At 69.2% G+C, this 25088-nt stretch carries 25 protein-coding genes; 20 read left to right on the top strand and 5 right to left on the bottom strand.

The genetic code is table 11. The annotated features are described in order from the left end of the window. Positions 1-6 precede the first annotated feature (6 nt). A complete protein-coding gene (locus tag JWS13_RS41965) occupies positions 7-510 on the bottom strand; it encodes a WKL family lipoprotein (protein WP_206010984.1) in 504 nt (167 codons plus the stop codon). 183 nt (positions 511-693) lie between these two features. On the opposite strand from JWS13_RS41965, the gene arc reads away from it, so the two are divergent. After that, positions 694-2469 carry a proteasome ATPase gene (arc, locus tag JWS13_RS41970; RefSeq protein WP_206010985.1) on the top strand — a complete coding sequence of 592 codons (1776 nt, stop codon included), beginning with the start codon at positions 694-696 and terminating at the stop codon, positions 2467-2469. 61 nt (positions 2470-2530) lie between these two features. Here the strand turns inward: arc and JWS13_RS41975 are convergent, their stop codons facing one another. Continuing rightward, entirely contained in the window at positions 2531-3079 is a 549-nt protein-coding gene (locus tag JWS13_RS41975; protein ID WP_206010986.1) for an NUDIX domain-containing protein, read from the bottom strand. Positions 3080-3161: 82 nt separating this feature from the next. On the opposite strand from JWS13_RS41975, the gene JWS13_RS41980 reads away from it, so the two are divergent. From JWS13_RS41980 to prcA, 5 genes are all read left to right on the top strand, one after another. Further along, the gene (locus JWS13_RS41980; protein ID WP_124395166.1) at positions 3162-3539 is read left to right on the top strand and encodes a nitroreductase family deazaflavin-dependent oxidoreductase; all 378 of its coding nucleotides are present in this window, start codon (positions 3162-3164) and stop codon (positions 3537-3539) included. Positions 3540-3613: 74 nt separating this feature from the next. Next, positions 3614-5113 carry a depupylase/deamidase Dop gene (gene dop, locus JWS13_RS41985; RefSeq protein ID WP_124395165.1) on the top strand — a complete coding sequence of 500 codons (1500 nt, stop codon included), beginning with the start codon at positions 3614-3616 and terminating at the stop codon, positions 5111-5113. A 169-nt stretch (positions 5114-5282) separates the two neighbouring features. Beyond that, on the top strand, positions 5283-5477 hold the full coding sequence (locus JWS13_RS41990) for a ubiquitin-like protein Pup (RefSeq protein WP_005242990.1): 195 nt from the start codon (positions 5283-5285) through the stop codon (positions 5475-5477). Next, positions 5474-6358, top strand: coding sequence for a proteasome subunit beta (gene prcB / locus JWS13_RS41995; RefSeq protein WP_206010987.1), 885 nt, complete (start codon positions 5474-5476; stop codon positions 6356-6358). The genes JWS13_RS41990 and prcB overlap by 4 nt, the downstream gene beginning before the upstream one ends. Further along, entirely contained in the window at positions 6355-7134 is a 780-nt protein-coding gene (gene prcA / locus JWS13_RS42000; protein WP_206010988.1) for a proteasome subunit alpha, read from the top strand. The genes prcB and prcA overlap by 4 nt, the downstream gene beginning before the upstream one ends. Here prcA and JWS13_RS42005 read toward each other — a convergent pair. Then, entirely contained in the window at positions 7125-8588 is a 1464-nt protein-coding gene (locus tag JWS13_RS42005; protein WP_206010989.1) for a phosphatase PAP2 family protein, read from the bottom strand. The genes prcA and JWS13_RS42005 overlap by 10 nt on opposite strands. A 76-nt stretch (positions 8589-8664) precedes the next feature. Here JWS13_RS42005 and pafA point away from each other — a divergent pair, with 76 nt between their 5' ends. From pafA to JWS13_RS42045, 8 genes are all read left to right on the top strand, one after another. Then, positions 8665-10023 carry a Pup--protein ligase gene (gene pafA, locus JWS13_RS42010; RefSeq protein WP_201453095.1) on the top strand — a complete coding sequence of 453 codons (1359 nt, stop codon included), beginning with the start codon at positions 8665-8667 and terminating at the stop codon, positions 10021-10023. Between the two features lie 47 nt (positions 10024-10070). Next, a complete protein-coding gene (locus JWS13_RS42015) occupies positions 10071-11063 on the top strand; it encodes a helix-turn-helix transcriptional regulator (protein ID WP_206010990.1) in 993 nt (330 codons plus the stop codon). Further along, complete coding sequence (locus JWS13_RS42020; RefSeq protein WP_206010991.1) at positions 11060-12040, top strand: helix-turn-helix transcriptional regulator; 981 nt, start codon at positions 11060-11062, stop codon at positions 12038-12040. The genes JWS13_RS42015 and JWS13_RS42020 overlap by 4 nt, the downstream gene beginning before the upstream one ends. Beyond that, entirely contained in the window at positions 12037-13101 is a 1065-nt protein-coding gene (locus tag JWS13_RS42025; protein ID WP_206010992.1) for a 2-dehydropantoate 2-reductase, read from the top strand. Before JWS13_RS42020 ends, JWS13_RS42025 begins: the two co-directional genes overlap by 4 nt. Positions 13102-13173: 72 nt before the next feature. Continuing rightward, positions 13174-13461, top strand: a complete 288-nt coding sequence (tatA, locus tag JWS13_RS42030) for a Sec-independent protein translocase subunit TatA (RefSeq protein WP_206010993.1) — start codon at positions 13174-13176, stop codon at positions 13459-13461. Positions 13462-13532: 71 nt separating this feature from the next. Next, positions 13533-14573 (top strand): twin-arginine translocase subunit TatC, encoded by a 1041-nt coding sequence (gene tatC, locus JWS13_RS42035; RefSeq protein WP_206010994.1) that lies wholly within the window; start codon positions 13533-13535, stop codon positions 14571-14573. Between the two features lie 18 nt (positions 14574-14591). Beyond that, entirely contained in the window at positions 14592-17327 is a 2736-nt protein-coding gene (locus JWS13_RS42040) for a DEAD/DEAH box helicase (protein WP_206011922.1), read from the top strand. Between the two features lie 102 nt (positions 17328-17429). Then, on the top strand, positions 17430-18125 hold the full coding sequence (locus tag JWS13_RS42045; protein WP_206010995.1) for a DUF4333 domain-containing protein: 696 nt from the start codon (positions 17430-17432) through the stop codon (positions 18123-18125). Positions 18126-18156: 31 nt separating this feature from the next. On the opposite strand, the gene JWS13_RS42050 is transcribed toward JWS13_RS42045, so the two are convergent. After that, the gene (locus JWS13_RS42050) at positions 18157-19113 is read right to left on the bottom strand and encodes a 5'-3' exonuclease (protein WP_206010996.1); all 957 of its coding nucleotides are present in this window, start codon (positions 19111-19113) and stop codon (positions 18157-18159) included. A gap of 36 nt (positions 19114-19149) precedes the next feature. Here JWS13_RS42050 and JWS13_RS42055 point away from each other — a divergent pair, with 36 nt between their 5' ends. Then, positions 19150-20289 (top strand): M24 family metallopeptidase, encoded by a 1140-nt coding sequence (locus tag JWS13_RS42055; RefSeq protein WP_206010997.1) that lies wholly within the window; start codon positions 19150-19152, stop codon positions 20287-20289. Between the two features lie 128 nt (positions 20290-20417). Then, positions 20418-21176: a polyprenol monophosphomannose synthase gene (locus JWS13_RS42060; protein WP_206010998.1), complete on the top strand. Its 759-nt coding sequence runs from the start codon at positions 20418-20420 to the stop codon at positions 21174-21176. Here the strand turns inward: JWS13_RS42060 and JWS13_RS42065 are convergent. Then, a complete protein-coding gene (locus JWS13_RS42065; protein ID WP_012687822.1) occupies positions 21136-21549 on the bottom strand; it encodes a TIGR03618 family F420-dependent PPOX class oxidoreductase in 414 nt (137 codons plus the stop codon). The two genes, JWS13_RS42060 and JWS13_RS42065, sit on opposite strands and share 41 nt — an antisense overlap. A gap of 30 nt (positions 21550-21579) precedes the next feature. Here JWS13_RS42065 and JWS13_RS42070 point away from each other — a divergent pair, with 30 nt between their 5' ends. Genes JWS13_RS42070 through JWS13_RS42085 form a run of 4 tightly spaced genes read left to right on the top strand, consistent with a single transcriptional unit; the run spans position 21580 to position 25077 of the window. Further along, positions 21580-22353, top strand: coding sequence for a decaprenylphospho-beta-D-erythro-pentofuranosid-2-ulose 2-reductase (locus tag JWS13_RS42070; protein ID WP_206010999.1), 774 nt, complete (start codon positions 21580-21582; stop codon positions 22351-22353). Beyond that, positions 22350-23585 (top strand): precorrin-6y C5,15-methyltransferase (decarboxylating) subunit CbiE, encoded by a 1236-nt coding sequence (gene cbiE / locus JWS13_RS42075; protein WP_206011000.1) that lies wholly within the window; start codon positions 22350-22352, stop codon positions 23583-23585. Before JWS13_RS42070 ends, cbiE begins: the two co-directional genes overlap by 4 nt. Continuing rightward, positions 23582-24331 carry a precorrin-4 C(11)-methyltransferase gene (cobM, locus tag JWS13_RS42080; RefSeq protein WP_087556965.1) on the top strand — a complete coding sequence of 250 codons (750 nt, stop codon included), beginning with the start codon at positions 23582-23584 and terminating at the stop codon, positions 24329-24331. The genes cbiE and cobM overlap by 4 nt, the downstream gene beginning before the upstream one ends. A 2-nt stretch (positions 24332-24333) precedes the next feature. Next, positions 24334-25077: a cobalt-precorrin-6A reductase gene (locus tag JWS13_RS42085; RefSeq protein WP_206011001.1), complete on the top strand. Its 744-nt coding sequence runs from the start codon at positions 24334-24336 to the stop codon at positions 25075-25077. Positions 25078-25088: the final 11 nt, after the last annotated feature.

The following is a 25088-nucleotide window of genomic DNA, read 5'->3' on the forward strand; positions in this document are numbered from 1 at the left end:
GAAGAGCTAGCTGCAGCCGGCGCGTGCCATGCCGAGCAGGGTGCACGTGCTCGCGTCCGACACCTTCCACACGCCGTCGACGTTCTCCCACGTCCACGCCGTCGGCGCTGCCGTGCCGTGCGGGCTCGAGATCGCGACGTTCGCCGTCGCGGTATCGCCCTCCACCTGCACGTCCGTGACCGTGAAGGACACCGGGTAGTTGGCCATGGCAGCGGTCATCGCCTCGAGATTCGGGCGGCGTTCGTCGCCGTCGACGACCACTGCCGTCTTGTCGTCGACGGGCCGGGCCGGGTCCACGAGCAGCTGGAGCGTACCGAGCAGTTCCTCCGGCGTGGGGGCGGCAACGGCCGCGTCTGCCTGGGACGATGTGGCCGCGGACGTCGCCGCGGCGGAGTCGGAAGCGTCGTCGGACGAGCAGGCCGACATCCCGAGCGCGAAGACCACCGCGCCCACGGCAACCACGGACCTGACGGTGAAGGATGTGCCGTTCAGGGGCTTGCGGATTATCACGACGAACCCTTTCGTTACACAGAACAGAGAGGAAACTGCTCGACAGGTAGGTAAGGCTAACATGAGAGTTTCGGTGGCCCACGGTGTCACGTATGCCGATTCGCAATCGGCAGAATCCGTGTCACGGCGCAGAATTCGGGCAGTGCCGGTAGCGTTGATAGATCTCATTGGGAGGAGACGCACATGAGCTCGACAGAGAACCCCGATTCGGTTGCGGCCGCACGAGAGCTCGAGGCGTTGCGCGCGGAGGCGTCGGCACTGCGCAGGCAGCTTGCGGAGTCGCCGGAACAGCTTCGTGAGATGGAATCGCGAGTGGACTCGCTGTCCATCCGGAACACCAAGCTGATGGACACCCTCAAGGAGGCCCGTCAGCAGCTCATTGCGCTTCGAGAGGAAGTCGATCGCCTCGGCCAACCGCCGAGCGGGTACGGCGTGCTGCTCGGAGTGCACGACGATCAGACCGTGGACGTGTTCACCTCCGGACGCAAGATGCGGTTGACCTGCTCCCCGAACGTCGACGCCGAGACCCTCAAGCTCGGCCAGACCGTGCGCCTCAACGAGGCACTCACGATCGTGGAAGCGGGCACGTTCGAGCGCGTCGGTGAGATCAGCACGCTGCGCGAGGTCCTCGACGACGGTCAGCGCGCCCTCGTGGTCGGCCACGCCGACGAGGAACGGATCGTCTGGCTGGCCGAACCCCTCGCCACCGTGTACGCGGACAGCGAGAGGGAGTCGGTCGCCTATGACGCCGAATCGCCCACCCGCAAACTGCGGCCGGGCGACTCCCTCCTCGTCGACACCAAGGCCGGGTACGCGTTCGAGCGGATCCCCAAGGCCGAGGTCGAGGATCTCGTCCTCGAAGAGGTTCCCGACGTCCACTACGACGACATCGGCGGCCTCGGCCGGCAGATCGAGCAGATCCGCGACGCCGTCGAGTTGCCGTTCCTCCACAAGGACCTGTTCCACGAATACGAGCTCCGCCCGCCGAAGGGTGTGCTCCTCTACGGTCCTCCCGGGTGCGGCAAGACGCTCATCGCGAAGGCGGTCGCCAATTCGCTCGCGAAGAAGATCGCGGAGGCCCGGGGGCAGGACAGCAAGGAAGCCAAGTCCTACTTCCTCAACATCAAGGGCCCCGAGCTGCTGAACAAGTTCGTCGGCGAGACCGAGCGGCACATCCGGCTGATCTTCCAGCGGGCCCGGGAGAAGGCGTCCGAGGGCACTCCGGTGATCGTGTTCTTCGACGAGATGGATTCGATCTTCCGCACCCGCGGATCGGGCGTCTCCTCCGACGTCGAGACCACCGTCGTGCCGCAGCTGCTCAGTGAGATCGACGGTGTCGAGGGGCTCGAGAACGTCATCGTGATCGGCGCCTCCAACCGCGAGGACATGATCGACCCCGCGATCCTGCGTCCCGGCCGCCTCGACGTGAAGATCAAGATCGAACGCCCCGACGCCGAGTCGGCGCAGGACATCTTCTCGAAGTACCTCGTCGAGACGCTGCCGGTGCACGCCGACGACATCGCGGAGTTCGGTGGCGACCGCACGGCCTGCATCCGGGTGATGATCGAACGGGTCGTCGACCGCATGTACGCCGAGAGCGAGGAGAACCGTTTCCTCGAGGTCACGTACGCCAACGGCGACAAGGAGGTCCTGTACTTCAAGGACTTCAACTCGGGGGCGATGATCCAGAACATCGTCGACCGCGCCAAGAAGTACGCGATCAAGTCGGTGCTCGACACCGGTGCCCCGGGCCTGCGCGTCCAGCACCTGTTCGACTCCATCGTCGACGAGTTCTCGGAGAACGAGGACCTGCCGAACACCACCAACCCCGACGACTGGGCCCGGATCTCGGGCAAGAAGGGTGAGCGGATCGTCTACATCCGCACGTTGGTCACCGGCAAGAACGCGAGCGCGAGCCGCGCCATCGACACCGAGTCCAACACCGGCCAGTACCTGTAGGCCGATCGGCACGACCCGCGCGGCGGGAACCCGGATACGGTTCGCCGCGCGGGTCGTTGTGTCAGCGGTCCCGTGCGACGAGGTAGTCCTCGAGGAGTGCCCTCGTGTCCGGGACGAACGGCCACTGCGGGTCGCGCAGATGCGTCACCAGTTCGTGGGGTGTCCACCACCAGCCCGTCGCGATCTCGCTGGCCTGGTGGACGACGGGCCCGTCCCAGTGCGTCTCGTAGGCGTACAGGTGGCAGCGCAGCCGCAGGCCCTGCCACTCGCCGTCCCACGCCACCCTCGCGATGGGGCTGAGGCCGACCCCGCTGATGCCCAGTTCCTCCGCCAGTTCCCGCGCTGCGGCCTCCTCCGGGGTCTCCCCGGGATCGACCACCCCGCCGGCCAGGCAGTCGTGGTGTCCGGCGAACACGGTCTTCGTGTCCGACCGCCGGTGCACGTAGAGGCGCTGTTCGTCGCCGGATCGGACGAGGACCCCGGCGCTCGCGTGCCACAGTCCCTCGGCGTAGACGCGAGAGCGCGCGGCGGACCCCACCGGTCGCCCGGAACTGTCGAACACCGCCACCACTTCGTCCGTGCCGGGTGGGGTGTTCGGTGCGGAATCCATGAGTCGATCCTGCCAGCACCCCGGCGAACGTCGGTACTGTCGAGGTCGGTTGCTCGTTCCGGTGCCGAAGGGGTGAGAGTTCATGGCGTTGCCGCGTTCGATCGCCCGATTCAACCGGGTCGTCACCAACCGGGTGAGCCGTCACGTCGCGACATTCCTGCCCGGTTTCGCCATCGTCGAGCACCGAGGCCGTACGTCGGGCAAGACGTACCGCACACCCGTCAACGTGTTCGTCGTGGACGGCCGCTACCGGTTCGCCCTCACGTACGGAGCGCACAGCGACTGGGTGCGAAACGTGGTGGCGGCGGGCGGATGCACCATCGTGACGCGCCGCCGGACGGTGCACCTGACCGACCCTCGAATCGGCACCGACGGCACCCACTCCTGGGCCCCGCCCGGGGTCCGGACCGTGCTCGAGGCGATCTCGGCGGACCGGTACCTGGAGTGCTCGCCGGGCTAGTCGCCGGACACCGACGGCTCGCGCGGCAGGAGTGTGCCGCCGGGTGGCGTCGGTGATCGCATAGGCTCGGCAGCATGCAGCGGATCATCGGTGTCGAAGTCGAGTACGGAATCTCCTCACCCAGCGAGCCTTCGGCCAATCCGATCTTGACGTCCACCCAGGCGGTGCTGGCCTATGCGGCGGCAGCGGGAGTGCCGCGCGCCAAGCGCACCCGATGGGATTACGAGGTGGAATCCCCGCTCCGGGACGCCCGCGGATTCGACCTGGGCCGACTCAGCGGCCCGGCACCGGTGATCGACGCGGACGAGGTCGGCGCGGCCAACATGATCCTCACCAACGGCGCCCGGCTCTACGTCGACCACGCGCACCCCGAGTACTCGGCTCCGGAGGTCACCGACCCCCTGGACGCCGTCATCTGGGACAAGGCCGGCGAACGCGTGATGGAGGCGGCCGCCCGGCACGCGTCGAGCGTCCCCGGCGCCCCGCGACTGCAGCTGTACAAGAACAACGTGGACGGCAAGGGCGCGTCGTACGGCACCCACGAGAACTACCTGATGTCCCGGGCCACGCCGTTCTCCGCGGTGATCAACGGGCTGACGCCGTTCTTCGCGTCCCGTCAGGTGATCTGCGGGTCGGGCCGGGTGGGCATCGGCCAGTCCGGTGACGAGGCCGGCTTCCAGCTGTCCCAGCGGGCCGACTACATCGAGGTGGAGGTCGGGCTCGAGACCACACTCAAGCGCGGCATCATCAACACCCGCGACGAACCGCACGCCGACGCGGACAAGTACCGGCGCCTGCACGTCATCATCGGCGACGCGAACCTCGCCGAGATGTCGACGTACCTGAAGGTCGGGACGACGGCGCTGGTCCTCGATCTCATCGAGGCCGGCGTGGACCTCACCGACCTGCAGCTGGCCCGACCGGTCACCGCCGTGCACCACATCAGCCACGACCCGACGCTGCGCGCCACGGTCGCGCTGGCCGACGGCCGGGAACTGACCGGGCTTGCGTTGCAGCGGATCTACCTGGACCGGGTCGACAAGTTCATGTCCGCCGAGGGCAACGACGACCCCCGCGTGGCAGACCTGCTGGAGAAGTGGGCGATGGTGCTCGACCTCCTCGAGCGGGACCCGATGGAATGCGCCCATTTGCTGGACTGGCCCGCCAAGCTGCGCCTGCTCGAGGGCTTCCGGAACCGGGAGGGCCTCAACTGGTCCGCACCACGACTGCATCTCGTCGACCTGCAGTACTCGGACGTGCGCCTCGACAAGGGGCTCTACAATCGGCTCGTCGCCCGCGGGTCGATGGAACGCCTGGTGTCGGAGCAGGCGGTGCTCGACGCCGTCGACACCCCGCCGACCGACACCCGTGCCTACTTCCGTGGCGAGTGCCTGCGCAAGTTCGGCGCCGACATTGCGGCTGCGAGCTGGGATTCGGTGATCTTCGATCTCGGTGGCGACTCCCTGGTCCGCATTCCCACCCTGGAGCCGCTGCGGGGCAGCAAGGCGCACGTGGGGAAGCTGCTGGAGTCGGTGGAGACCGCGAAAGAGCTCGTCGACGAGCTCACGAACTGACATCTCGGCCGTTCCCGGACAGATCTGCCCCGAACTCGCCGTCGCGTCGGCACACGTGGGGCGGCGACGCTCGGTAGGGTGAAGGTCCGAGCGGATGATGTAGTCAGACTGCTTGGCAGGACAGGACGCTCGGAAGAAGAGCTCCCTTCACACAAGGAGGTCGGCGGCGATGGCACAAGAGCAGACCAAACGAACTGGCGGCGGCGACGAGGACGACACCCCGGGTGGTGACGGTGCCGCTGGTCAGGAACGTCGCGAAAAGCTGGCCGAGGACACCGACGACCTTCTCGACGAGATCGACGACGTGCTCGAGGAGAATGCCGAGGACTTCGTCCGGGCCTATGTCCAGAAGGGCGGCCAGTGACGGCGGATCGACCGGCATTGCGGACAGGCGACGGTGACACGAGGCTCAGTTTCGGTTCGAATCTGAGCTCGTTCACCGAGTATCTGCGTGGTCACGCACCAGAATTGCTGCCGGAGAATCGGATCGGCCATCGTTCGCACTCGACACGGGGTGGTGACGGGATGGAGAGCGGTGATCTCGCACCGCACGGAACGACGATCGTGGCGCTCACCTACAAGGGTGGCGTTCTCCTCGCAGGCGACCGGCGCGCGACCCAGGGCAACCTGATCGCCAGCCGGGACGTCGAGAAGGTGTACGTCACCGACGAATATTCGGCGGCCGGTATCGCCGGCACCGCGGGCATCGCCATCGAACTGGTGCGCCTGTTCGCCGTCGAACTCGAGCACTACGAGAAGATCGAGGGCGTTCCGCTGACCTTCGACGGCAAGGCCAACCGCCTGGCGTCGATGGTGCGGGGCAACCTCGGGGCGGCGATGCAGGGTCTCGCGGTCGTCCCGCTGCTGGTCGGCTACGACCTCGACGCGGACGACGAGGCCCGGGCGGGCCGCATCGTCTCGTACGACGTCGTCGGCGGCCGGTACGAGGAACGCGCCGGATACCACGCGGTCGGTTCGGGATCGTTGTTCGCGAAGTCGGCGCTGAAGAAGATCTACTCGCCGGACAGCGACGAGGAGACCGCCCTGCGGGCGGCCATCGAATCGCTGTACGACGCTGCCGACGACGACTCGGCCACCGGTGGGCCCGACCTGACCCGCGGCATCTACCCGACCGCGGTCACGATCACCCAGGCCGGTGCCGTGCACGTGTCCGAGGAGACGACGTCCGAGTTGGCTCGGCGCATCGTCGCCGAGCGCACCGAACAAGGGGGGTCTGCGCGATGACCATGCCGTATTACGCCTCCGCCGAGCAGATCATGCGGGACCGCTCGGAACTGGCGCGCAAGGGAATTGCCCGGGGACGCAGCGTCGTGGTGCTCACGTTCCGCGACGGCGTGCTGTTCGTCGCCGAGAATCCCTCCACCGCCCTGCACAAGGTCAGCGAACTGTACGACCGGCTCGGCTTCGCGGCCGTCGGCAAGTACAACGAGTTCGAGAACCTGCGGCGCGCCGGGATCGTCCACGCCGACATGCGCGGCTACTCCTACGACCGCCGTGACGTGACGGGCCGATCGCTCGCCAACGCGTACGCGCAGACCTTGGGCACGATCTTCACCGAGCAGCCCAAGCCTTACGAGGTGGAGATCTGCGTCGCGGAGGTCGGGCGGGTGGGCAGCCCGAAGGCTCCCCAGCTGTACCGCATCACGTACGACGGATCCATCGTCGACGAACAGCATTTCGTGGTGATGGGTGGCACGACCGAGCCGATCGCGACCGCGATGCGCGAGTCGTACCGTGCCGACCTCGATCTCGAGGCGGCGGTCGGCATCGCGGTCAACGCCCTGCGTCAGGGCGGTGCGGGGGAAGGCGAGAAGCGGAACGTCGACGTGGCCAGCCTGGAGGTGGCCGTGCTCGATCAGTCCCGTCCTCGCCGCGCGTTCCGGCGGATCGCCGGAACCGCGCTCGAACAGCTGGTTCCCGCGGAGCCGGCGGCCGCCTCGGAGTCCGCTCCGGAGCCGAAAGCGGACACCGAGACGAAGCCCGCCGACACTCAGGACTGAGGTCGGTACACGGCGATCGCTCCGGGTTCGGTCCGGAACTCGAACCGCCGGGCGTCGGCCACCACTTCACCGTCGGTGGCCAGCGCCACCGGAGCTCCGTTCACGCGGACGGTGAGCCGGGGCACGAGGGATCGCACGTACACCCGGCTGCTTCCGAGCGTTCCGGTCGCGGCGGCGAACAACAGCCGCGGCCGGGACGCTCGCCGGTCGGCTCGCACGTACCGGACGTCGAGCAGTCCGCCGGTGATCGCGGGACGGGACATCGGAACCTGATCGGCGGGGGAATACCGACCGTTCCCCACGAACAGCATCCAGACCTTCACGGGGCGGCCGTCGATGGTGATGGCGAGCGGTGTTGCCGCGGAGAGAATCCGGACCATTGCCGCAGCGGCCGCGGGCCACTTCCCGTACCGGGGCTGCCACTTCTCCCGCAGCCGCACCGCGTCGGGATAGCCACCGAGACTGGCGGTGTTGAGGAACGGGGCGGGTTCCTCGACATCGGTGTGGACGACGGCCTGATCGACGAGAACCGCATGTCCGGTCTCGACGGCGTTCGCCGTGTCCGAGATCTCGGCGACGCCGGCGTCCCGCGCGAAGTGATTGAGGGTGCCGCCGGGGAAGACTGCCAGCGGCAGAGAATGACGTGCCGCGGCGGACGCCACGGCGACCACGGTTCCGTCTCCACCGCACACGCCGAGGGCACGCGGATTCGCCTCGGCCACCCAGGCGTCGAGTTGCGCGGCGAAATCGTGATCGGTGTCGAGGGCGCGCACGTGCGCCTTCGGGAGAGCGGTCGCGATGTCCTCACTGGGATCCACGCTGTCCGGCCCGGACTCCGGGTTCACCACTACGAGCAGGCCCTCACCTCCCGGCAGCGCCGGCGCGTCGACCGCGCGGCCCAGTTCCGCCGGGTCCTCGGTGCGCACGGCCCACCAGCGGCGGGTTCCCGAAGCGACGGCCCCGCCGAGCACCAGCCCGGCGACGACGTCCGACGGCCAGTGCACGCCGTTGTGCACCCGCGAGTACGCGACCGCGGCCGCGAGGGGAGCCAGTACGGCACCGGCCGCGGGCGATTCCAGGGCGACACCCGTGGTGAATGCCGCCGCCGACGCCGAATGTCCCGACGGGAAGGACGAGGACCGGGGGATCGGCACCCCGCGCAGCACGTTCGTCCACGCGCGGGCGGGAGGGCGCCGCCGCGGGAACACCGGTTTGAGGATGCCGTTGGCGAGACCGCTCGCCATCGCGAGGGACAGCAGGCCTCGCACGGCGCCGCGCCGCGCGCGCCCGCCGACCAGTCCCAGCAGCGCTGCCACACACCACCACAGGACCCCCTTGTCGGCCGCGTGACTGAGGAAGCGCATGGCCCGGTCGACCTCGGAGGGGCGCAGATCGGCGCTGCGGCCGAACACGATCTCGTCGGCCCGGTGGATGCGGTGCAGGTGTCGGTTCACCGTCTCAGCGTAGGCGCGGAGTGTCGCCGCACGGTTTTCCCGCTCCGCCGGGTGATCGGCGTTGTACTCTCGAGGTGTGCAGCGACGAATCATGGGAATTGAGACAGAGTTCGGTGTGACCTGCACCTTCCATGGTCACAGGCGACTGAGCCCGGACGAGGTTGCGCGCTACCTGTTCCGGCGGGTGGTGTCGTGGGGCCGGAGCTCCAACGTGTTCCTCCGGAACGGTGCCCGCCTGTATCTGGACGTCGGCTCGCACCCCGAATACGCGACAGCCGAGTGCGACAACCTCATCCAGTTGGTCAACCACGACCGGGCGGGTGAGCGCGTGCTCGAGGAGTTGCTGATCGACGCCGAGCAGCGGCTCGCCGAGGAAGGCATCGGCGGCGACATCTATCTGTTCAAGAACAACACGGACTCGGCGGGCAATTCGTACGGCTGTCACGAGAACTTCCTCGTGGCCCGGGCCGGCGAATTCTCGCGGATCTCGGACGTGTTGCTCCCGTTCCTGGTGACGCGGCAGCTGATCTGCGGCGCGGGCAAGGTGCTGCAGACGCCGAAGGCGGCCACGTTCTGCCTGTCGCAGCGCGCCGAGCACATCTGGGAGGGTGTGTCCTCGGCGACCACGCGGTCGCGGCCCATCATCAACACCCGTGACGAGCCGCACGCCGACGCGGAGAAGTACCGCCGCCTGCACGTGATCGTCGGTGACTCGAACATGTCCGAGTCCACCACGATGCTGAAGGTTGGCACGGCGGCGCTCGTGCTCGAGATGATCGAGGCCGGGGTGTCGTTCCGCGACTTCGCGCTCGACAACCCGATCCGCGCCATCCGCGAGGTCAGCCACGACGTCACCGGGCGCCGTCCGGTGCGGCTCGCAGGCGGCAGGCAGGCCAGTGCCCTCGACATCCAGCGGGAGTACCACGCCCGCGCCGTCGAACACCTGCAGAACCGCGACCCCGATCCGCAGGTCACGCAGGTGGTCGAGTTGTGGGGCCGCATGCTCGACGCCGTCGAGACACAGGACTTCGCGAAGGTCGACACGGAGATCGACTGGGTGATCAAGCGCAAGCTGTTCCAGCGCTATCAGGACCGGCACGGCTTCGAACTGGCCGATCCGAAGATCGCGCAACTCGATCTGGCGTACCACGACATCAAGCGCGGTCGCGGCGTGTTCGACGTGCTGCAGCGCAAGGGTCTGGTGAAGCGGATCACCGAGGACGAGACGATCGAGGCTGCAGTGGACACCCCGCCGCAGACCACCCGGGCGAAGCTGCGCGGCGAGTTCATCACCGCCGCGCAGGAGGCCGGACGCGACTTCACGGTCGACTGGGTGCATCTCAAGCTCAACGATCAGGCCCAGCGGACCGTGCTGTGCAAGGACCCGTTCCGGTCGGTCGACGAGCGGGTGGAGCGGCTGATTGCCTCGATGTAGCGGCGCTCGGGGAGTCCGTCTCGGGCTCACCCACTAGGCTTCCGGGCGTGCCGACTTCCAAGATCGAGCGCTTGATGAACCTGGTGATCTGTTTGCTGTCCACCAGACAGTTCCTCACCGCCGAGAAGATTCGCGAGAGCGTTGCCGGGTACGCCGACTCCGCCAGCGACGAGGCGTTCAGCCGGATGTTCGAACGCGACAAGAACGAGTTGCGGGATCTCGGTGTTCCGCTCGAGACCGGGCAGGCGTCGCGGTTCTCGACGGTCGAGGGCTACCGGATCAACCGCAATGCGTACGAGCTTCCCGACATCGACCTCAACCAGGAGGAGTCGGCGGCGGTCGCGGTGGCGGTCCAGTTGTGGGAGTCGCCGGAGCTGACGTCCGCGGCGCAGGGGGCGCTGCTCAAGCTGCGCGCGGCGGGTGTGCAGGTGGATCCGGATTCGGCGGCCACCCCGATCACGGCCGTGCCCGCCCGCACCCGCGGCTCCGAACCGGCGCTCGGCAAGCTGCTGGCGGCGGTCGACGCCGGCCGGGCCGTGCACTTCCCGCACCGTGGTGCTCTCAACGAGCCGTACACCGAACGCACCGTGGAACCGTGGGGTGTCGTCACCGCCCACGGCCGGTGGTATCTCGTCGGTCACGACGTCGACCGGGGCGCCGTCCGGACGTTCCGGCTGTCGCGGATCGGCGACGACGTGACGGAGTTCGGACCGTCGGGGGTCGTCCACAAACCGGCTGGTGTCGACCTCCGGGACATCGTCGACCGAGTCACCGGTTCGGGCGAGGTCACCGGCACCGCCACCGTGTGGGTGGCGGCGGGCCGAGCTCAGGAACTGCGCCGACTGGCGACCACCGCGGAGGAGAAGCGGGTGAACGAGCGCAGCGGCAGCGTGCTCCGGATCCCCGTCCGTTCCCGGGACTGGATCGCGCGGCTGGTCGCGGGGCACGGGGCGGACGCCCTCGTCCTCGATCCGCCCGAATTACGACACGAGGTGCTGACCAAGCTGAAGGACGCCGCAGGGGAAGAGGGGACGTCGTGAGCAACAGGCTGTCGTCACGGCTGTCCCGGCTCCTCAACCTGGTGCCGTATTTCATCGCGAACCCCGGAATGAGCGCCGCCGAGGCCGCCGCCGAACTGGGCGTCACCACCACCCAGCTGATGTCCGACCTCAATCAGCTGTGGGTGTGCGGACTGCCCGGATACGGTCCCGGCGACCTCATCGACCTGTCGTTCTCCGAGGAGAGCATCGAGGTGACGTTCTCGGCGGGCATCGACCGTCCGCTGCGGTTGACATCCACCGAGGCGACCGCCCTGCTGATTGCCCTGCGTTCGCTGGTGGAGATGCCGGGGATGGTCGACCCGTCCGCGGCGCACAGTGCGATCGCCAAGATCGAGGACGCCGCGGGCACGGCCGCGGCCCGTGCGGCGGTGACGCCGGCGTCCGAGCGGGGTGCGGTGGAGGACGTGGCGGAGGATCCGATCGCCGCCACGGTGCGATCCGCGCTCCATCGTCGCCGGGCTCTCAACCTGACGTACTACTCGGCGTCCCGGGACCGGGTCACCGAGCGCACCGTGGACCCGGTGCGGATCGTGCTGGTCGACAATCACAGTTATCTGCAGGCCTGGTGCCGACAGGCCGAGGGGGTCCGGCTGTTCCGCCTCGACCGGATCGACGCCGCCACCGAACTGGACGAGCCGTCCACCCCGCCGGCGCAGGCACTCGTACGGGACTCCAACCTGGAGTTGTTCAGCGGGGACGCGTCCCTTCCTCAGGCACGGTTGCACATCGGCGCCGACTGCGTGTGGGTGCTCGACTACTACCCGATGGACGTCGCGACGGTCGCCGCCGACGGGTCGGTCGAGGCGACCATGAGTTACGGGGCGCTGGAGTGGATGGCCCGGCTCGTGCTCGGGTTCGGATCCGGAATCAGGGTGCTCGAACCGCCCGAACTGGTCGACGAGGTGCGCCACCGGGCCGTGGACGCGCTGTCCGCGTACGAGGCCGTCGAGGCATGAGCGGCGCCACGCGTCCGCTGCGGATCAGTGTGTTCGGCGCGGGCAGCATCGGGTGCTATCTCGGGGGCCGGCTCGCCGCGGCCGGCGCCGAGGTGACGCTGATCGGCCGGGAGCGGGTCGGGGCCGAGATCCGCGACCACGGGTTGCGGTTGACGGACCTGCACGGATCGGACATCCGGGTCGCTGCCTCCGACATCGCCTTCGACACCGGTCCCGAGTCGGCGGCCACCGCCGATCTCGTGGTCGTCTCGGTGAAGTCGGCGGGCACACCGGAGGTGGGTGCCACGCTGGCGTCGGCGATCGGCCCCGGCACCGTCGTGGTCAGCGCCCAGAACGGGCTGGGTAACGCGGACACCCTGCGTGCCGCACTTCCGGGTCACGTCGTTCTCGCGGCGATGGTGCCGTTCAACGTGGTGCACCGCGGCGACGGCCACTTTCACCAGGGTTCCGAGGGCGACCTCGAAATCGAGCAGCATCCGGCGGTGCCCGCATTCGCGCCGGCGTTCGACGACGCCGGGCTGCCGCTGCATGCCCACGACGACTTCCGTTCGGTGCAGTGGGCGAAGCTGCTGCTCAACCTGAATAACCCGGTCAACGCGCTGTCCGGTCTGCCGCTCCGGGAGGAGTTGTCGCGGCGGCCGTTCCGCCGCGCCCTCGCGCTGGCACAGCGCGAAGCCCTCGCACTCCTGACCGCCCGCGGTATCGCTGTCGCCAAGCTCACACCGCTGCCGCCGCGGTGGATTCCCCGGTTGCTGACCGTCCCGGACGGGGTGTTCCGGGTGGCGGGCAGCCGGATGCTGGCCATCGACCCGCACGCGCGGTCGTCGATGTGGGACGACCTCGAGGCGGGCAGGCGCACCGAAGTGGACTGGATCAGTGGGGAGATCGTGCGCCTGGCCGAGGCGTCGGGGACGGCCGCGCCGGTGAACGCGAGGCTGGTCGCACTGATCCGCGAGGCCGAGGCGGGCGGGAACCGGCAGTGGTCCGGGGGCGCTCTGCTGGCCGATCTGCGCTCACAGCGGGGACCCAGGAAACCTGCAGGGAAACGGCAGCGCAGCTAGCCGGTTTCGACCGGGCTGGTGCCGTGTATGTCCGGTAGCATCGGGGTCACCTGATCTTTTGGAGGTTTCATCATGGGAGCCATGAGCCCCTGGCACTGGGCCATCGTCGCGCTGGTCGTCGTCATCCTGTTCGGTTCCAAGAAGCTGCCCGACGCGGCTCGTGGACTCGGCCGTTCGCTCCGCATCTTCAAGAGCGAGGTCAAGGAGATGCAGAACGACAACAGCACGCCTGCGCCCACCGCGCAGCAGAGTGCGCCCGCCGAGCTGCCCGTGGCGGACACCACCACCGCACCGGTCACCCCTCCGGCGCCGGTGCAGCCGCAGCCGCACCCGCAGCACACCGAGCCCAAGTCGGCGTAGCCCGAGCCGCCTGACAACCGGGGTGACTCTTCACCCCGGTTGACTGCTGACCAAGACTAGGGCGAACAACAGTGCGAATTCCGTTCGATCCGCGCCACAGCAAGCGGAGGACCAACCCCGACGGCACGATGTCGTTGGTCGACCACCTCTACGAGCTGCGCACGCGACTGCTCCTGTCGGTGCTGGCCATCGTGGTCACCACCGCGGTGGGCTTCTTCTGGTACTCCCACGAGATCTTCGGCATCGAGAGTCTCGGCGAGCTCCTGCGCGGGCCGTACTGTTCGCTGCCGGAGTCGAGCCGCGCCGACCTGAGCAACGACGGGTCGTGCCGCCTCCTCGCGACCGGACCGTTCGAGCAGTTCATGCTCCGCTTCAAGGTCGCGCTCACGGCGGGCGTCGTCCTCGCCTGCCCCATCTGGCTGTATCAGCTGTGGGCGTTCATCACCCCCGGCCTGTACGCGAAGGAACGCCGCTACGCGATCGGATTCGTGGTGTCCGGCGCGGCGCTGTTCATGGCCGGCGCCGTCCTGGCGTACGTGGTCGTCGCCAAGGCCCTGCACTTCCTGCTGACGATCGGCGACAACGTCCAGATCACCGCACTCGGCGGCGCGGAATACTTCGGGTTCATCATCAACCTGCTGATCATCTTCGGTGTCAGCTTCGAGATCCCACTGCTCATCGTCGCCCTGAACTTCGTCGGCATCCTGCCCTACGCGAAGCTCAAGGCGTGGCGCCGCGGCCTGATCTTCGCCCTGTTCGTGTTCGCCGCGATCGCCACACCGGGGCAGGACCCGTTCTCGATGCTCGCGCTCGCGTTCGCGTTGACGCTGCTGTTCGAGATCGCCGTGCAGATCGCCCGCGTCAACGACCGCCGCAAGGCTCGTCGCACGGAGCAGGAGTGGGGTGCCCTCGACGACGACGAGGCGTCGACGATCGCGGCGCCGTCGGACCTGAACGAGTCGTTCGACGTGGCCGCCACCGCGGTCCCCGAGCCTGCGGGCCGGTTCCGGCGTTCCCGCAAGTCCGGGAAGTCCGGTGCCGCGAACAAGAACGACGACGCGAGCACGACCGGCAGCAACACACCGGGTCAGGACTTCTCCGACACCCTGTGACAATCTGACGGGGTGGCAGTGACAACAGGTGACACGACCGGCGGCACCGAACTCGATGTGTTCTCGGCGCAGCTCGGCTTCGTGCTCGACCCCTTCCAGATCAACGCCTGCCGCGCGCTCGAGGGTGGCCACGGCGTCCTCGTCTGCGCCCCGACCGGCGCGGGCAAGACGGTGGTCGGCGAATTCGCCGTGCACCTGGCGCTGGCGGCCGGTCGCAAGTGCTTCTACACCACACCGATCAAGGCGCTGAGCAATCAGAAGTACGCGGAACTGGTGCGGCGGTACGGCAAGGACACCGTCGGGCTGCTGACCGGAGACTCGAGTATCAACTCGGGCGCCCCGGTGGTGGTGATGACCACCGAGGTGCTGCGGAACATGCTGTACGCCGATTCCGCGGCGCTGCGCGGGTTGTCGCACGTCGTCATGGACGAGGTGCACTTCCTGGCCGACCGGTTCCGCGGGGCGGTGTGGGAAGAGGTGATCCTGCACCTGTCGGAGGACGTCCGGCTCGTCAGTCTGTCGGCGACCGTCAGCAACGCCGAGGAGTTCGGTGCGTGGATGGAGACGGTGCGCGGCGACACCACAGTGGTGGTCGACGAGAACCGCCCGATCCCGCTGTGGCAGCACATCATGGTCGGGAAACGGCTGTTCGACCTGTTCGATACGAGGGCGCGTAGCGGGGATGCCCGCAGGGATCTGGTGGTCGACCAGGATCTGGTGCGTCACGTCAAGCAGCGGCAGGCCCTCGAGCGGGCCGACTCGTGGGAACCGCGGGGCAGGGGGCGCCGCGGCGGCGGCCGCGGGTATTCCAGCGATTTCCGGCCGCTGCCCCGGCCGGAGGTGATCTCCCGCCTCGACGACGAGGGGCTCCTTCCGGCGATCACGTTCATCTTCAGCCGGGCCGGGTGCGACGCCGCGCTGGCGCAGTGCCTGCGATCGCGCCTCGATCTGACGACGCCGGAGCAGGTCGCCGAGATCCGGACCATCGTCGACGCCCACACCGCCGAACTTCCGAAGGCCGATCTGGAGGTCCTCGGGTACTGGGAATGGCGCAAGGCGCTGGAGCGGGGCCTCGCCGCGCACCACGCGGGAATGTTGCCGGCGTTCCGGCAGACGGTCGAGGAGTTGTTCGTCAAGGGGCTGGTCCGGGCCGTATTCGCCACCGAGACGCTGGCGCTCGGCATCAACATGCCCGCCCGCACCGTCGTGCTCGAACGCCTCGTCAAGTACAACGGCGAGGCCCACGCCGAACTCACCCCGGGGGAGTACACCCAGCTCACAGGCCGGGCGGGACGTCGCGGCATCGACATCGAGGGCCACGCGGTGGTCCTGTGGCAGCCCGGGGTGGAACCGGTGGACGTCGCCGGGCTGGCGTCCACCCGCACGTTCCCGCTGCGCAGTTCGTTCCGTCCCGGCTACAACATGACGATCAACCTGGTCGACCGCATGGGTGCGGCGGAATCGCGGGCCCTGCTGGAGCGGTCGTTCGCCCAGTTCCAGGCCGACCGGTCGGTGGTCGGCCTGACCCGCGGCATCGAACGCAACGAGGCCGCGCTCACCACGCTCAGCGAACGCCTCGGCGGCGAGGACGGCGAGTACTTCGAGTACGCACGCCTGCGGGAGGAACTGAGCAGCCGGGAACGGTCGCTCGAACGCGCAGGCCGGACCGAACGCCGGGACGCCGCCGTCGCATCGCTCGTCGCTCTGCGGCGCGGCGACGTGATCGCGATCCCCGTGGGACGGCACTCCGGTCTGGCGGTGGTGCTCGAACCGGACCGGGACCCGACGGACCCGAAGCCGTTGATCCTCACCGAGGCGAAGTGGGCGGGCCGGGTGTCGGCGGGCGACTTCCCCGAGCCGGCACGGTCTTTGGGATCGATGCGGTTGCCGCGACGCTTCGATCACCACACCGCCCGGGTGCGACGCGATCTGGCATCGGCGTTGCGCAGCACCGGAATCGTCGCGCCGGGCCGGCGGAAACGGAAGAAGTCGGGTGCGGCCGGCGACGACGCCGAGATCGCGCGGCTGCGGCGTGCCATCCGGCAGCATCCGTGCCACAGCTGGCCCGACCGTGAGCAGCTGAGCCGGATCGGTGAGCGCTATAACCGGCTGGCCCGCGAGACGGAGACGATGAGGCAGAAGGCCGCCGCCACGACGAACTCGTTGGCGCGCACGTTCGATCGGATCCTGTCGCTGCTCGCCGAACGCGACTACGTCTCGGCGGGTGAGCACCCCGATGCCACCGAGCATGGCACCCGGTTGAGCCGGATCTATTGCGAGAGTGACCTCTTGGTGGCCGAGTGCCTCCGGCAGGGGGTGTGGAAGGGACTCGGGCCCGCGGAGCTCGCGGCCGTCGCGTCGGCCGTGATCTTCGAATCGCGCCGCGAGGGGGACACCGTCGAGAGCGGCGGTCCGGGAGCGCTGCGGCACGCCCTCGACGAGACCGTGCGGGTGTGGCGGGAACTGAAGGCGGACGAGATCCGGCACAAGTTGCCGCCCACCCGTGAACCGGACTTCGGCTTCGCCGCCGCGATCTACCACTGGGCCAGCGACAATTCGCTCGTCGAGGCGCTGATCGCGGCGGGAGACCAGGGGCGCGCACTGTCGGCCGGCGACTTCGTGCGGTGGTGCAGGCAGGTGATCGACCTCCTCGAACAGGTCCGGTCGACGTCACCCGATCCGGAGGTCGGCAAGGCCGCAGGTCGTGCGGTCGCAGCGATCCGCCGTGGCGTCGTCGCCGTGGATGCTGCGTGACCCGACGCCGTGTGGTTGGATTCGCACGCCGTCCGAAGGCCCGAATCCGATGGTGGGGCGTTACGGTAGGTACAAAACTTGACACGTGAGCGGGAGGCGACGATGAGCGGCCCTTACGGACCGAACGACCCGAACGGGCAATGGGCCCAGGGACAGCAACCGGGCCAGGGTAATCCTGACCAGACCGGCGGGCAGTACGGCGCGCCGCAGTACGGTCAGCAGCCGCCCGCCCAGCCGTGGGGTCAGCAACCGGGTCAGCCCCAGCAACCCGGGCAGCCGCAGTGGGGTCAGCAGCCCCAGCAGCCCGGCCAGCCGCAATGGGGTCAGCAGCCGCAGCCCGGTCAGCTCGGACAGCCGGGCCCGGGGCAGTGGGGCCAGCAGCCTCAGCAGCCCGGGCAGCCGCAGTGGGGTCAGCAGCCGGGTCAGCCGCAGCAGTGGGGACAGGCCCCCGGTCAGCAGCAGTGGGGGCAGCCGCCGTCCTCGGGGAAGTCGAAGCTGCCGTTGATCATCGGCGGTGTGGTGGCGCTGCTCGTGATCGTGGGTATCGCGCTGGTACTGGCGTTCACGGTGTTCGGCACGGACACCCTCGATCAGAAGGCGGCGGAGGACGGTGTCGAGCGCATCGTCACCGATTCGTACGGCGCCGAGAACGTGTCCGGTGTCACCTGCCCCTCGGGTCAGGAAGTGAAGAAGGGCAACAGTTTCACGTGCAGCCTCACCGTGGACGGTGAGAAGAAGCAGGTCACTCTCACCTTCACCGACGACAAGGGCACGTACGAGGTGAGCCGCCCGAGCTAGCCCATCGGCTCCCAGGCGGCCCACCCGGCCGTCACGGAACCCGTGCGGCGGCCACCTTTTTCATCGCCGCGGTGAGGCGTCCCACGGAGTTCTCGATTCCGAGTTCGTCCGCGAGCCTGCCGAGTCGGTCCGCGTCGACCGGTTCGGCGGGCAGCGTGTCTTCGCGGGACAGTTCGACGTCCGCGTCGCGCACCACCCGCACCACCGGCAGTGCCGCGTCGAGATAGTCGGCCGCGGCGGCGAACTTCGCGCGCGCACCCTTCGCCATGTCGGATTCCGGATCGACGGCCGCGGCCCGCAGTGCGTCGAGGGATCCGTATTGCATGATCAGGCTGGACGCGGTCTTTTCACCGATGCCCTTCACGCCCGGCAGCCCGTCGGACGAGTCGCCGCGCAGCAGCGCGAGTTCGGCGTAGGCCTCACCGGCCCGGTCGGCGGGCACCCCGTACTTGGCTGCCACCTCTTCGGGCCCGAGCAACTCGGCCTTGGCGAGTCCGCGCACCACGTACAGCACCCGAACCTGCACCGGGTCGTCCGTGACGACCTGCAGGAGGTCGCGGTCGCCGGTGACGACGACGACCGGGTCGCGTGTCTCGGTGGCGGCGAGGGTGCCGAGAACGTCGTCGGCTTCGAGGCCTTCCGCGCCTGCCGTCGCGATTCCGGTGGCGGCCAGGACATCCAGGATCATCGGGACCTGTGGCGACAGGGTGTCGGGGACCTCTTCCTCCGCCCCGCCGGTGTCCTCGGCGACCCGGTGCGCCTTGTAGGTGGGTACCGCCTCGACGCGGAACGCGGGCCGCCAGTCCAGGTCGAGGCACACCGCGAGCCGGGACGGCTGGTGCTTGGTGATCAGTGCGGCCACCATGTCGGTGAATCCGCGCACTGCGTTGACGGATCGACCGTCGGGTGAGGTGATCGAGTCGGGTAGCGCGTAGTACGCGCGAAACCACAGGCTGGCACCGTCGAGGAGAAGCAGAGGCCCTGTCATGACCCTCATCCTGCCAAACCGGTTTAGCCTGAAGCCATGAGTTCCCTCGGCGCATCGACTTCACGTTTCCCGACGACCATCTATGCCGACCGGATCGCCCGCGCAGGCGCCCTGGCCCGCGATGCCGGACTCGACGGCCTCCTCATCACGCCCGGACCGGATCTGCGGTATCTGCTGGGTTCGCGCGCGGAGTCGTTCGAACGGCTCACCTGCCTGGTGATTCCGGCGAACGGCGACACGGCGTCCGTGGTCGTGCCGCGGCTCGAACTGGCCGCGCTCACCGAATCCGCCACGTCCGAACTGGGTCTGACGGTCCGCGACTGGGTGGACGGGGTGGACCCGTACGCACTGGTGTCGGGTCTGCTGCCGTCCCCTGCGCGGACCGCCGTGACGGATGCGATGCCGGCGCTGCACCTTATTCCGCTGTCGGAGGCGCTCGGGGCGCTGCCGGTCCTGGCCACCGACGTGTTGCGGGAGCTGCGGATGGTCAAGGACGACGCGGAGATCGACGCGCTGCGCCGGGCCGGTCAGGCCATCGACCGGGTCCACGCCCGGATGGGGGAGTTCCTGAAGGTCGGCCGTACCGAGGCCGAGGTGGCGGCGGACATCACCGCGGCGATCCTCGACGAGGGGCACACCGAGGCGGCGTTCGTCATCGTCGGCTCGGGACCGCACGGCGCCGACCCGCACCACGAGGTGTCCGAGCGGGTCGTCGAGTCGGGTGACGTGGTGGTCATCGACATCGGCGGACCCGTCGAACCCGGGTACAACTCCGACTCCACCCGCACCTACAGCATGGGTGAGCCCGATCCGGGTGTGGCGAAGAAGTTCGCGGTGCTCGAGGAGGCGCAGGCGGCGGCGGTCGCCCTGGTGCGTCCCGGCGTCACCGCCGAGGCGGTCGACGCGGCCGCCAGGGACCTGCTGGCCGCGCAGGGGCTCGCCGACGTGTTCGTGCACCGGACCGGGCACGGAATCGGTCTGTCGGTGCACGAGGAGCCGTACATCGTGTCGGGTAACGCGATCGAACTGACCGAGGGGATGGCCTTCAGCGTGGAGCCGGGAATCTACTTCCGCGGGGAGTGGGGTGCCCGCATCGAGGACATCGTCATCGTGACCGCGGACGGCTGTGAGCCGGTCAACACCCGGCCGCACGGGCTGACGGTTCTCCCGGGCTGAGTGCGCCGCGGGGAGCGGGAGTGTGCGGGGCGGTGCGGCGCGGGTAGTAACATCTCCCATTTGTTCACGACCGCACTCGCCGCTGCACGTTCGCGGAGAGTCGGGATCACAGATCAACCGAAGGTGTCATGGAAAGCGTCGCCCCGAAGGTAACCGTCGTCGTCCCGACCTACAACGAACGCGACAACCTGCCCAAGATCGTCGAGCTTCTCGCGGCGTTGGCCATCCCGAACCTGCACGTGCTGGTCGTCGACGACAACTCGCCGGACGGCACCGGTGAGGTCGCCGACACGCTCGCGCAGAGCGGTCCGATCCCGGTCGGTGTGCTGCACCGGACCGTGAAGGACGGCCTCGGGCGGGCCTACGTCGCCGGCATGTCGCGGGCGCTGTCCGAGGGCGCGGACATCGTGATCCAGATGGACGCGGACCTGTCGCACCCCACCGAGGCCATCCCGCGGATGGTGGAGACGCTGACGACGACGGATGCGGCCGTCGTGCTCGGCTCCCGCTACGTGGCGGGCGGCGCGGTCGCCAGCGACTGGCCGTGGCACCGCAAGGCGCTGTCGGCGTGGGCGAATTTCTACGTCAACGCGATCCTGCGGTTGCGGGTCAAGGACGCCACCGCCGGGTTCAAGGCGTGGCACGCGGACACGCTGCGGGCCATCGACGTCGAGGGTGTGCAGAGCAACGGGTACGCATTCCAGGTGGAGATGAACTACCGGGTGGTGCAACGCGGCATGACGATCGCCGAGGTCCCGATCCGGTTCGAGGAACGCACCGACGGCGTGTCCAAGATGAGCCTCGCGGTGCAGCTCGAGTCGGCGCGGGTCCCGTGGAAGCTGCGGTTCAGTCGTGACGCAGCGCAGCCGAGCCGAGTACGCGGCTGACGGCGATCTCCACGACCACCCGTGTCGGGTTCACCCGGGGCTGGCGGTACCGCGCGGCGTAGCGGGCCACGGCGTCGGCGACGGATTCGGGGTCGGTGAGGACCCGGGCGGGGCCTTCTAGGGTCATCCAGCGCGGTCCGTCCACCTGGCTGACCGCGCCGTACCCTCCGCGTTCGGCGTTGAGGGCCTTCTGCGAGGAGCCGTTGGTGATGACCCGTGCCAGCCCGTGCTCCTGATCCCAGGTGAACCCGACGGCGACGACGTGCGGGGTGCCGTTCTTGCGGAGCGTGGTGAGCGTCCCGAGGTGGTATTCGCCGAGGAAGGCGAGTGCCGCGTCGGGCAGCCGGATCGGGGTGGAGGGGGTGCGGTCCATCCCCCGACGGTAATCCAGGACACTGGACGGGTGAGCCTGGGATCGAAGAAGAACAGCGGAAAGCCCGACGACGGGGTGGTACTCCTGCTCGGTGGTCGCAGCGAGATCGGCCTCGAGATCGCCTCCCGGCTCGCGCCCGGCCGCAGAATCGTTCTCGCCGCCCGCCGCAGCACCGAACTCGCCGCCGAGCGGCAGGCGCTGCTCGATGCGGGCGCGTCCGCGGTGGACTGCGTGGAGTTCGACGCCGACGACCTCGACAGCCACGAGAAGCTGCTGAGGTCCGTCGTCGACGCGCACGGTCCGCTGTCGGTGGCGGTGCTGGCATTCGGCATTCTGGGCGACCAGGCGCGCGCCGAGCGGGACGCACGGCACGCCGTCGCCGTGGTCCACACCGACTACGTCGCGCAGGTCTCTGTGCTCACCCACCTCGCCACCCTGCTCCGGGAGCAGCGGTCGGGACGGATAGTGGTGTTCTCGTCCGTCGCGGGGGTGCGGGTGCGCCGCGCCAACTACGTCTACGGGTCGGCCAAGGCCGGCCTGGACGGGTTCGCCTCAGGTCTGGGTGACGCCCTCCACGGCAGTGGTGTGTCCCTGCTGCTCGTGCGATCCGGCTTCGTGATCGGCCGGATGACCGAGGGAATGTCGCCCGCGCCGATGTCGAGCACGCCCGGGCAGGTCGCGGACGCGGTCGTGCGGGGCCTGCGCCGCGGCGCAGGCCGAGTGTGGGTGCCGGGACGGTTGCGACCGGTGTTCTTCGTCATGCGACTGCTGCCGCAGGCGATCTGGCGCCGGATGCCGCGATGACCGACCCGATCGTCGTCGTCGGTATCGGTGCCGACGGATGGGACGGTCTGTCGCCGTCCGCGCGACGCGAGATCGAGGCCGCCGACGTCGTGATGGGTTCGGGGCGCCAACTCGCGCTGATTCCGGAGTCGCCGGCGGTGCGGGTTGCCTGGCCGTCGCCGCTGGTTCCGGCGCTGCCCGGCCTGTTCGAGCAGCATCACGGCCGGCGGGTCTGCGTGCTGGCCAGCGGAGACCCGATGTTCCACGGCATCGGTGTCACCCTCGTCGACCTTCTCGGCGCGGACCGGGTGCGGGTGATCCCGCACCCGTCGTCCGCCACCCTGGCCTGCGCCCGCCTGGGCTGGGCGGCGCACGACACACCGGTGGTCAGTCTCGTGAACCGGCCCGTGGACACGCTCGTGCCGGCACTCGGCGATCGGACGCGACTGCTGGTGCTGAGCCGCGACGAGCACACCCCCGCGGCCGTGGCCGAACTCCTGACGGGACGGGGGTTCGGACCGTCGCGCCTCACCGTGCTCGGCGAACTGGGCGGGCCCGACGAGTCGAGGCTCGACGGAACGGCGTCGGCGTGGTCGCACGAGCCGGGGCCCCGGCTGAACGTGATCGCGATCGACTGCCGCGCCGAGTCCGGCGCCCTCCGGCTGACCCGGCTGCCGGGACTGCCGGATGCCGCGTTCACCGGTGACGGGCAGATGACCAAACACGAGATCCGCGCCCTGACGCTGTGCGCCCTCGCACCCGCGGCGGAAGAGGTGCTGTGGGACGTGGGAGGCGGATCGGGCACGATCGCGATCGAATGGATGCGCACCAACCCTCTTTGCCGGGCAGTGACTTTCGAGCGCAGCGCGGCACGCGTCGACCAGATCACGTCGAACGCCGCAGCGCTCGGGGTGCCGTCCCTCGCGGTGTTCGGCGACGCACCCGCGGCCTTCGGGGACGTGCCCGCCGACCTGTCCGCTCCGGACGCGATCTTCGTCGGCGGTGGCGTCACCCAGGACGGTCTGCTGGACGAGTGCTGGTCCCGGCTCCGGGTCGGTGGCCGGATGGTAGCCAACGCGGTGACGGCGGAATCGGAAGCGCTGCTGCTGCAGTGGTTCTCGCACTGCGGCGGGCAGCTCCGCAAATTTCAGGTGTATCGGGGGGAGCCGCTCGGTGGGTTCACCGCGTGGCGGCCGCAACTGCCGGTGGCGCAGTGGTCGGTGACGAAGCAGTCGAAAGGTGTTGTGGCATGACGGTGTACTTCATCGGAGCCGGTCCCGGTGCGGCCGACCTGGTCACGGTCCGCGCGCAGCGGATCATCGCGGCCAGCCCGGTCTGCCTGTACGCGGGCAGCCTCGTCCCGCAGGAACTGCTGGCGGAATGCCCCGAGGGGGCGCGGGTGATCGACACGGCGCGTCTGAGTCTCGACGAGATCGTTGCTCTGCTGATCGAGGCGGATGCCGCCGGTCAGGACGTCGCCCGACTGCATTCGGGTGACCCGTCGATCTTCAGCGCCGTCGCCGAACAGGTCCGCCGGCTCGAATCCGCCGGGGTCGCATACACGGTGGTGCCCGGAGTGCCCGCGTTCACCGCGGCGGCGGCGTCGCTGGGGCGGGAACTGACCGTTCCCGGTGTGTCGCAGTCGATCGTGCTGACCCGCGTGTCCACGCTGTCCACCGCGATGCCGGAAGGTGAGGACCTGCGTTCCCTCGGCCGCAGCGGCGCCACGATGGTGGTGCACCTGGGGGCGCACCGGATCGATCAGATCGTCCTGGAACTCACCGAGAACTACGGCCGCGACTGTCCCGCCGCTGTCGTCGCGTTCGCGTCGCGCCCCGACGAGATCGTGCTGCGCGGCACCCTGGCCACCATCGCCGATCAGGTGAAGGCAGCGGGCGTCACGAAGACCGCCGTGGTGATCGTCGGTAAAGTGCTTGCTGCCGAGGGGTTTCCGGACAGTTACCTATATTCTGCCGCCCGCGAGCGCACCACCCACTGAGCGTGGCGCGGATCCTGATCCTCGGCGGCACCGGGGAGGCCCGAGCGCTCGCGGCGGCACTCGCGGACGTTCCGGGCGTCGAGGCCGTGTCCTCCCTCGCCGGCCGGGTCCGTGACCCGCGCCTGCCCGTGGGTGACGTGCGGATCGGCGGTTTCGGGGGAGCGGACGGACTCGCGGAGTGGTTGCGCGTGCACCCCGTCGACGCGATCGTGGACGCGACGCACCCGTTCGCGGCGCAGATCACGAGCAACGCCGCCGACGCCGCGCACCGCCGCGGCATCCCACTGATGGTTCTCCGGCGCCCCGAGTGGTCGCCGCGCCCGGGCGAAGACTGGCACGGCGCCGCAGGCCTGGCCGACGCCGCCGCACTGCTGCCCGATCTGGGAACGAGGGTCTTCCTCACCATCGGCAGGCAGGGCGTCGACGCGTTCGCGGACCTGCACGCGCTGTGGTTTCTGATCCGCGCGATCGATCCGCCCGACGTGGCGATGCCGCCGAACTCGACCCTGCTCCTCGCGCGCGGGCCGTTCGCGGTCGCCGACGAGACCGCACTGATGCGTGAGCACCGCATCGACGTCCTCGTCACCAAGAACAGCGGCGGCGGTCAGACCGACGCGAAACTCGACGCCGCACGCGCGCTGGGCGTCCCGGTACTGATGATTCGCCGTCCGCTGTTGCCGCCTGCGACGGAAACGGTCGGCGACGTCGCGGGGGCCGTCGCCTGGATCGGCGCCCTCACGCGCTGACGACCCGGCCC

Origin of the sequence: Rhodococcus pseudokoreensis, assembly GCF_017068395.1 — a bacterium.
Lineage (GTDB): Bacteria > Actinomycetota > Actinomycetes > Mycobacteriales > Mycobacteriaceae > Rhodococcus_F > Rhodococcus_F pseudokoreensis.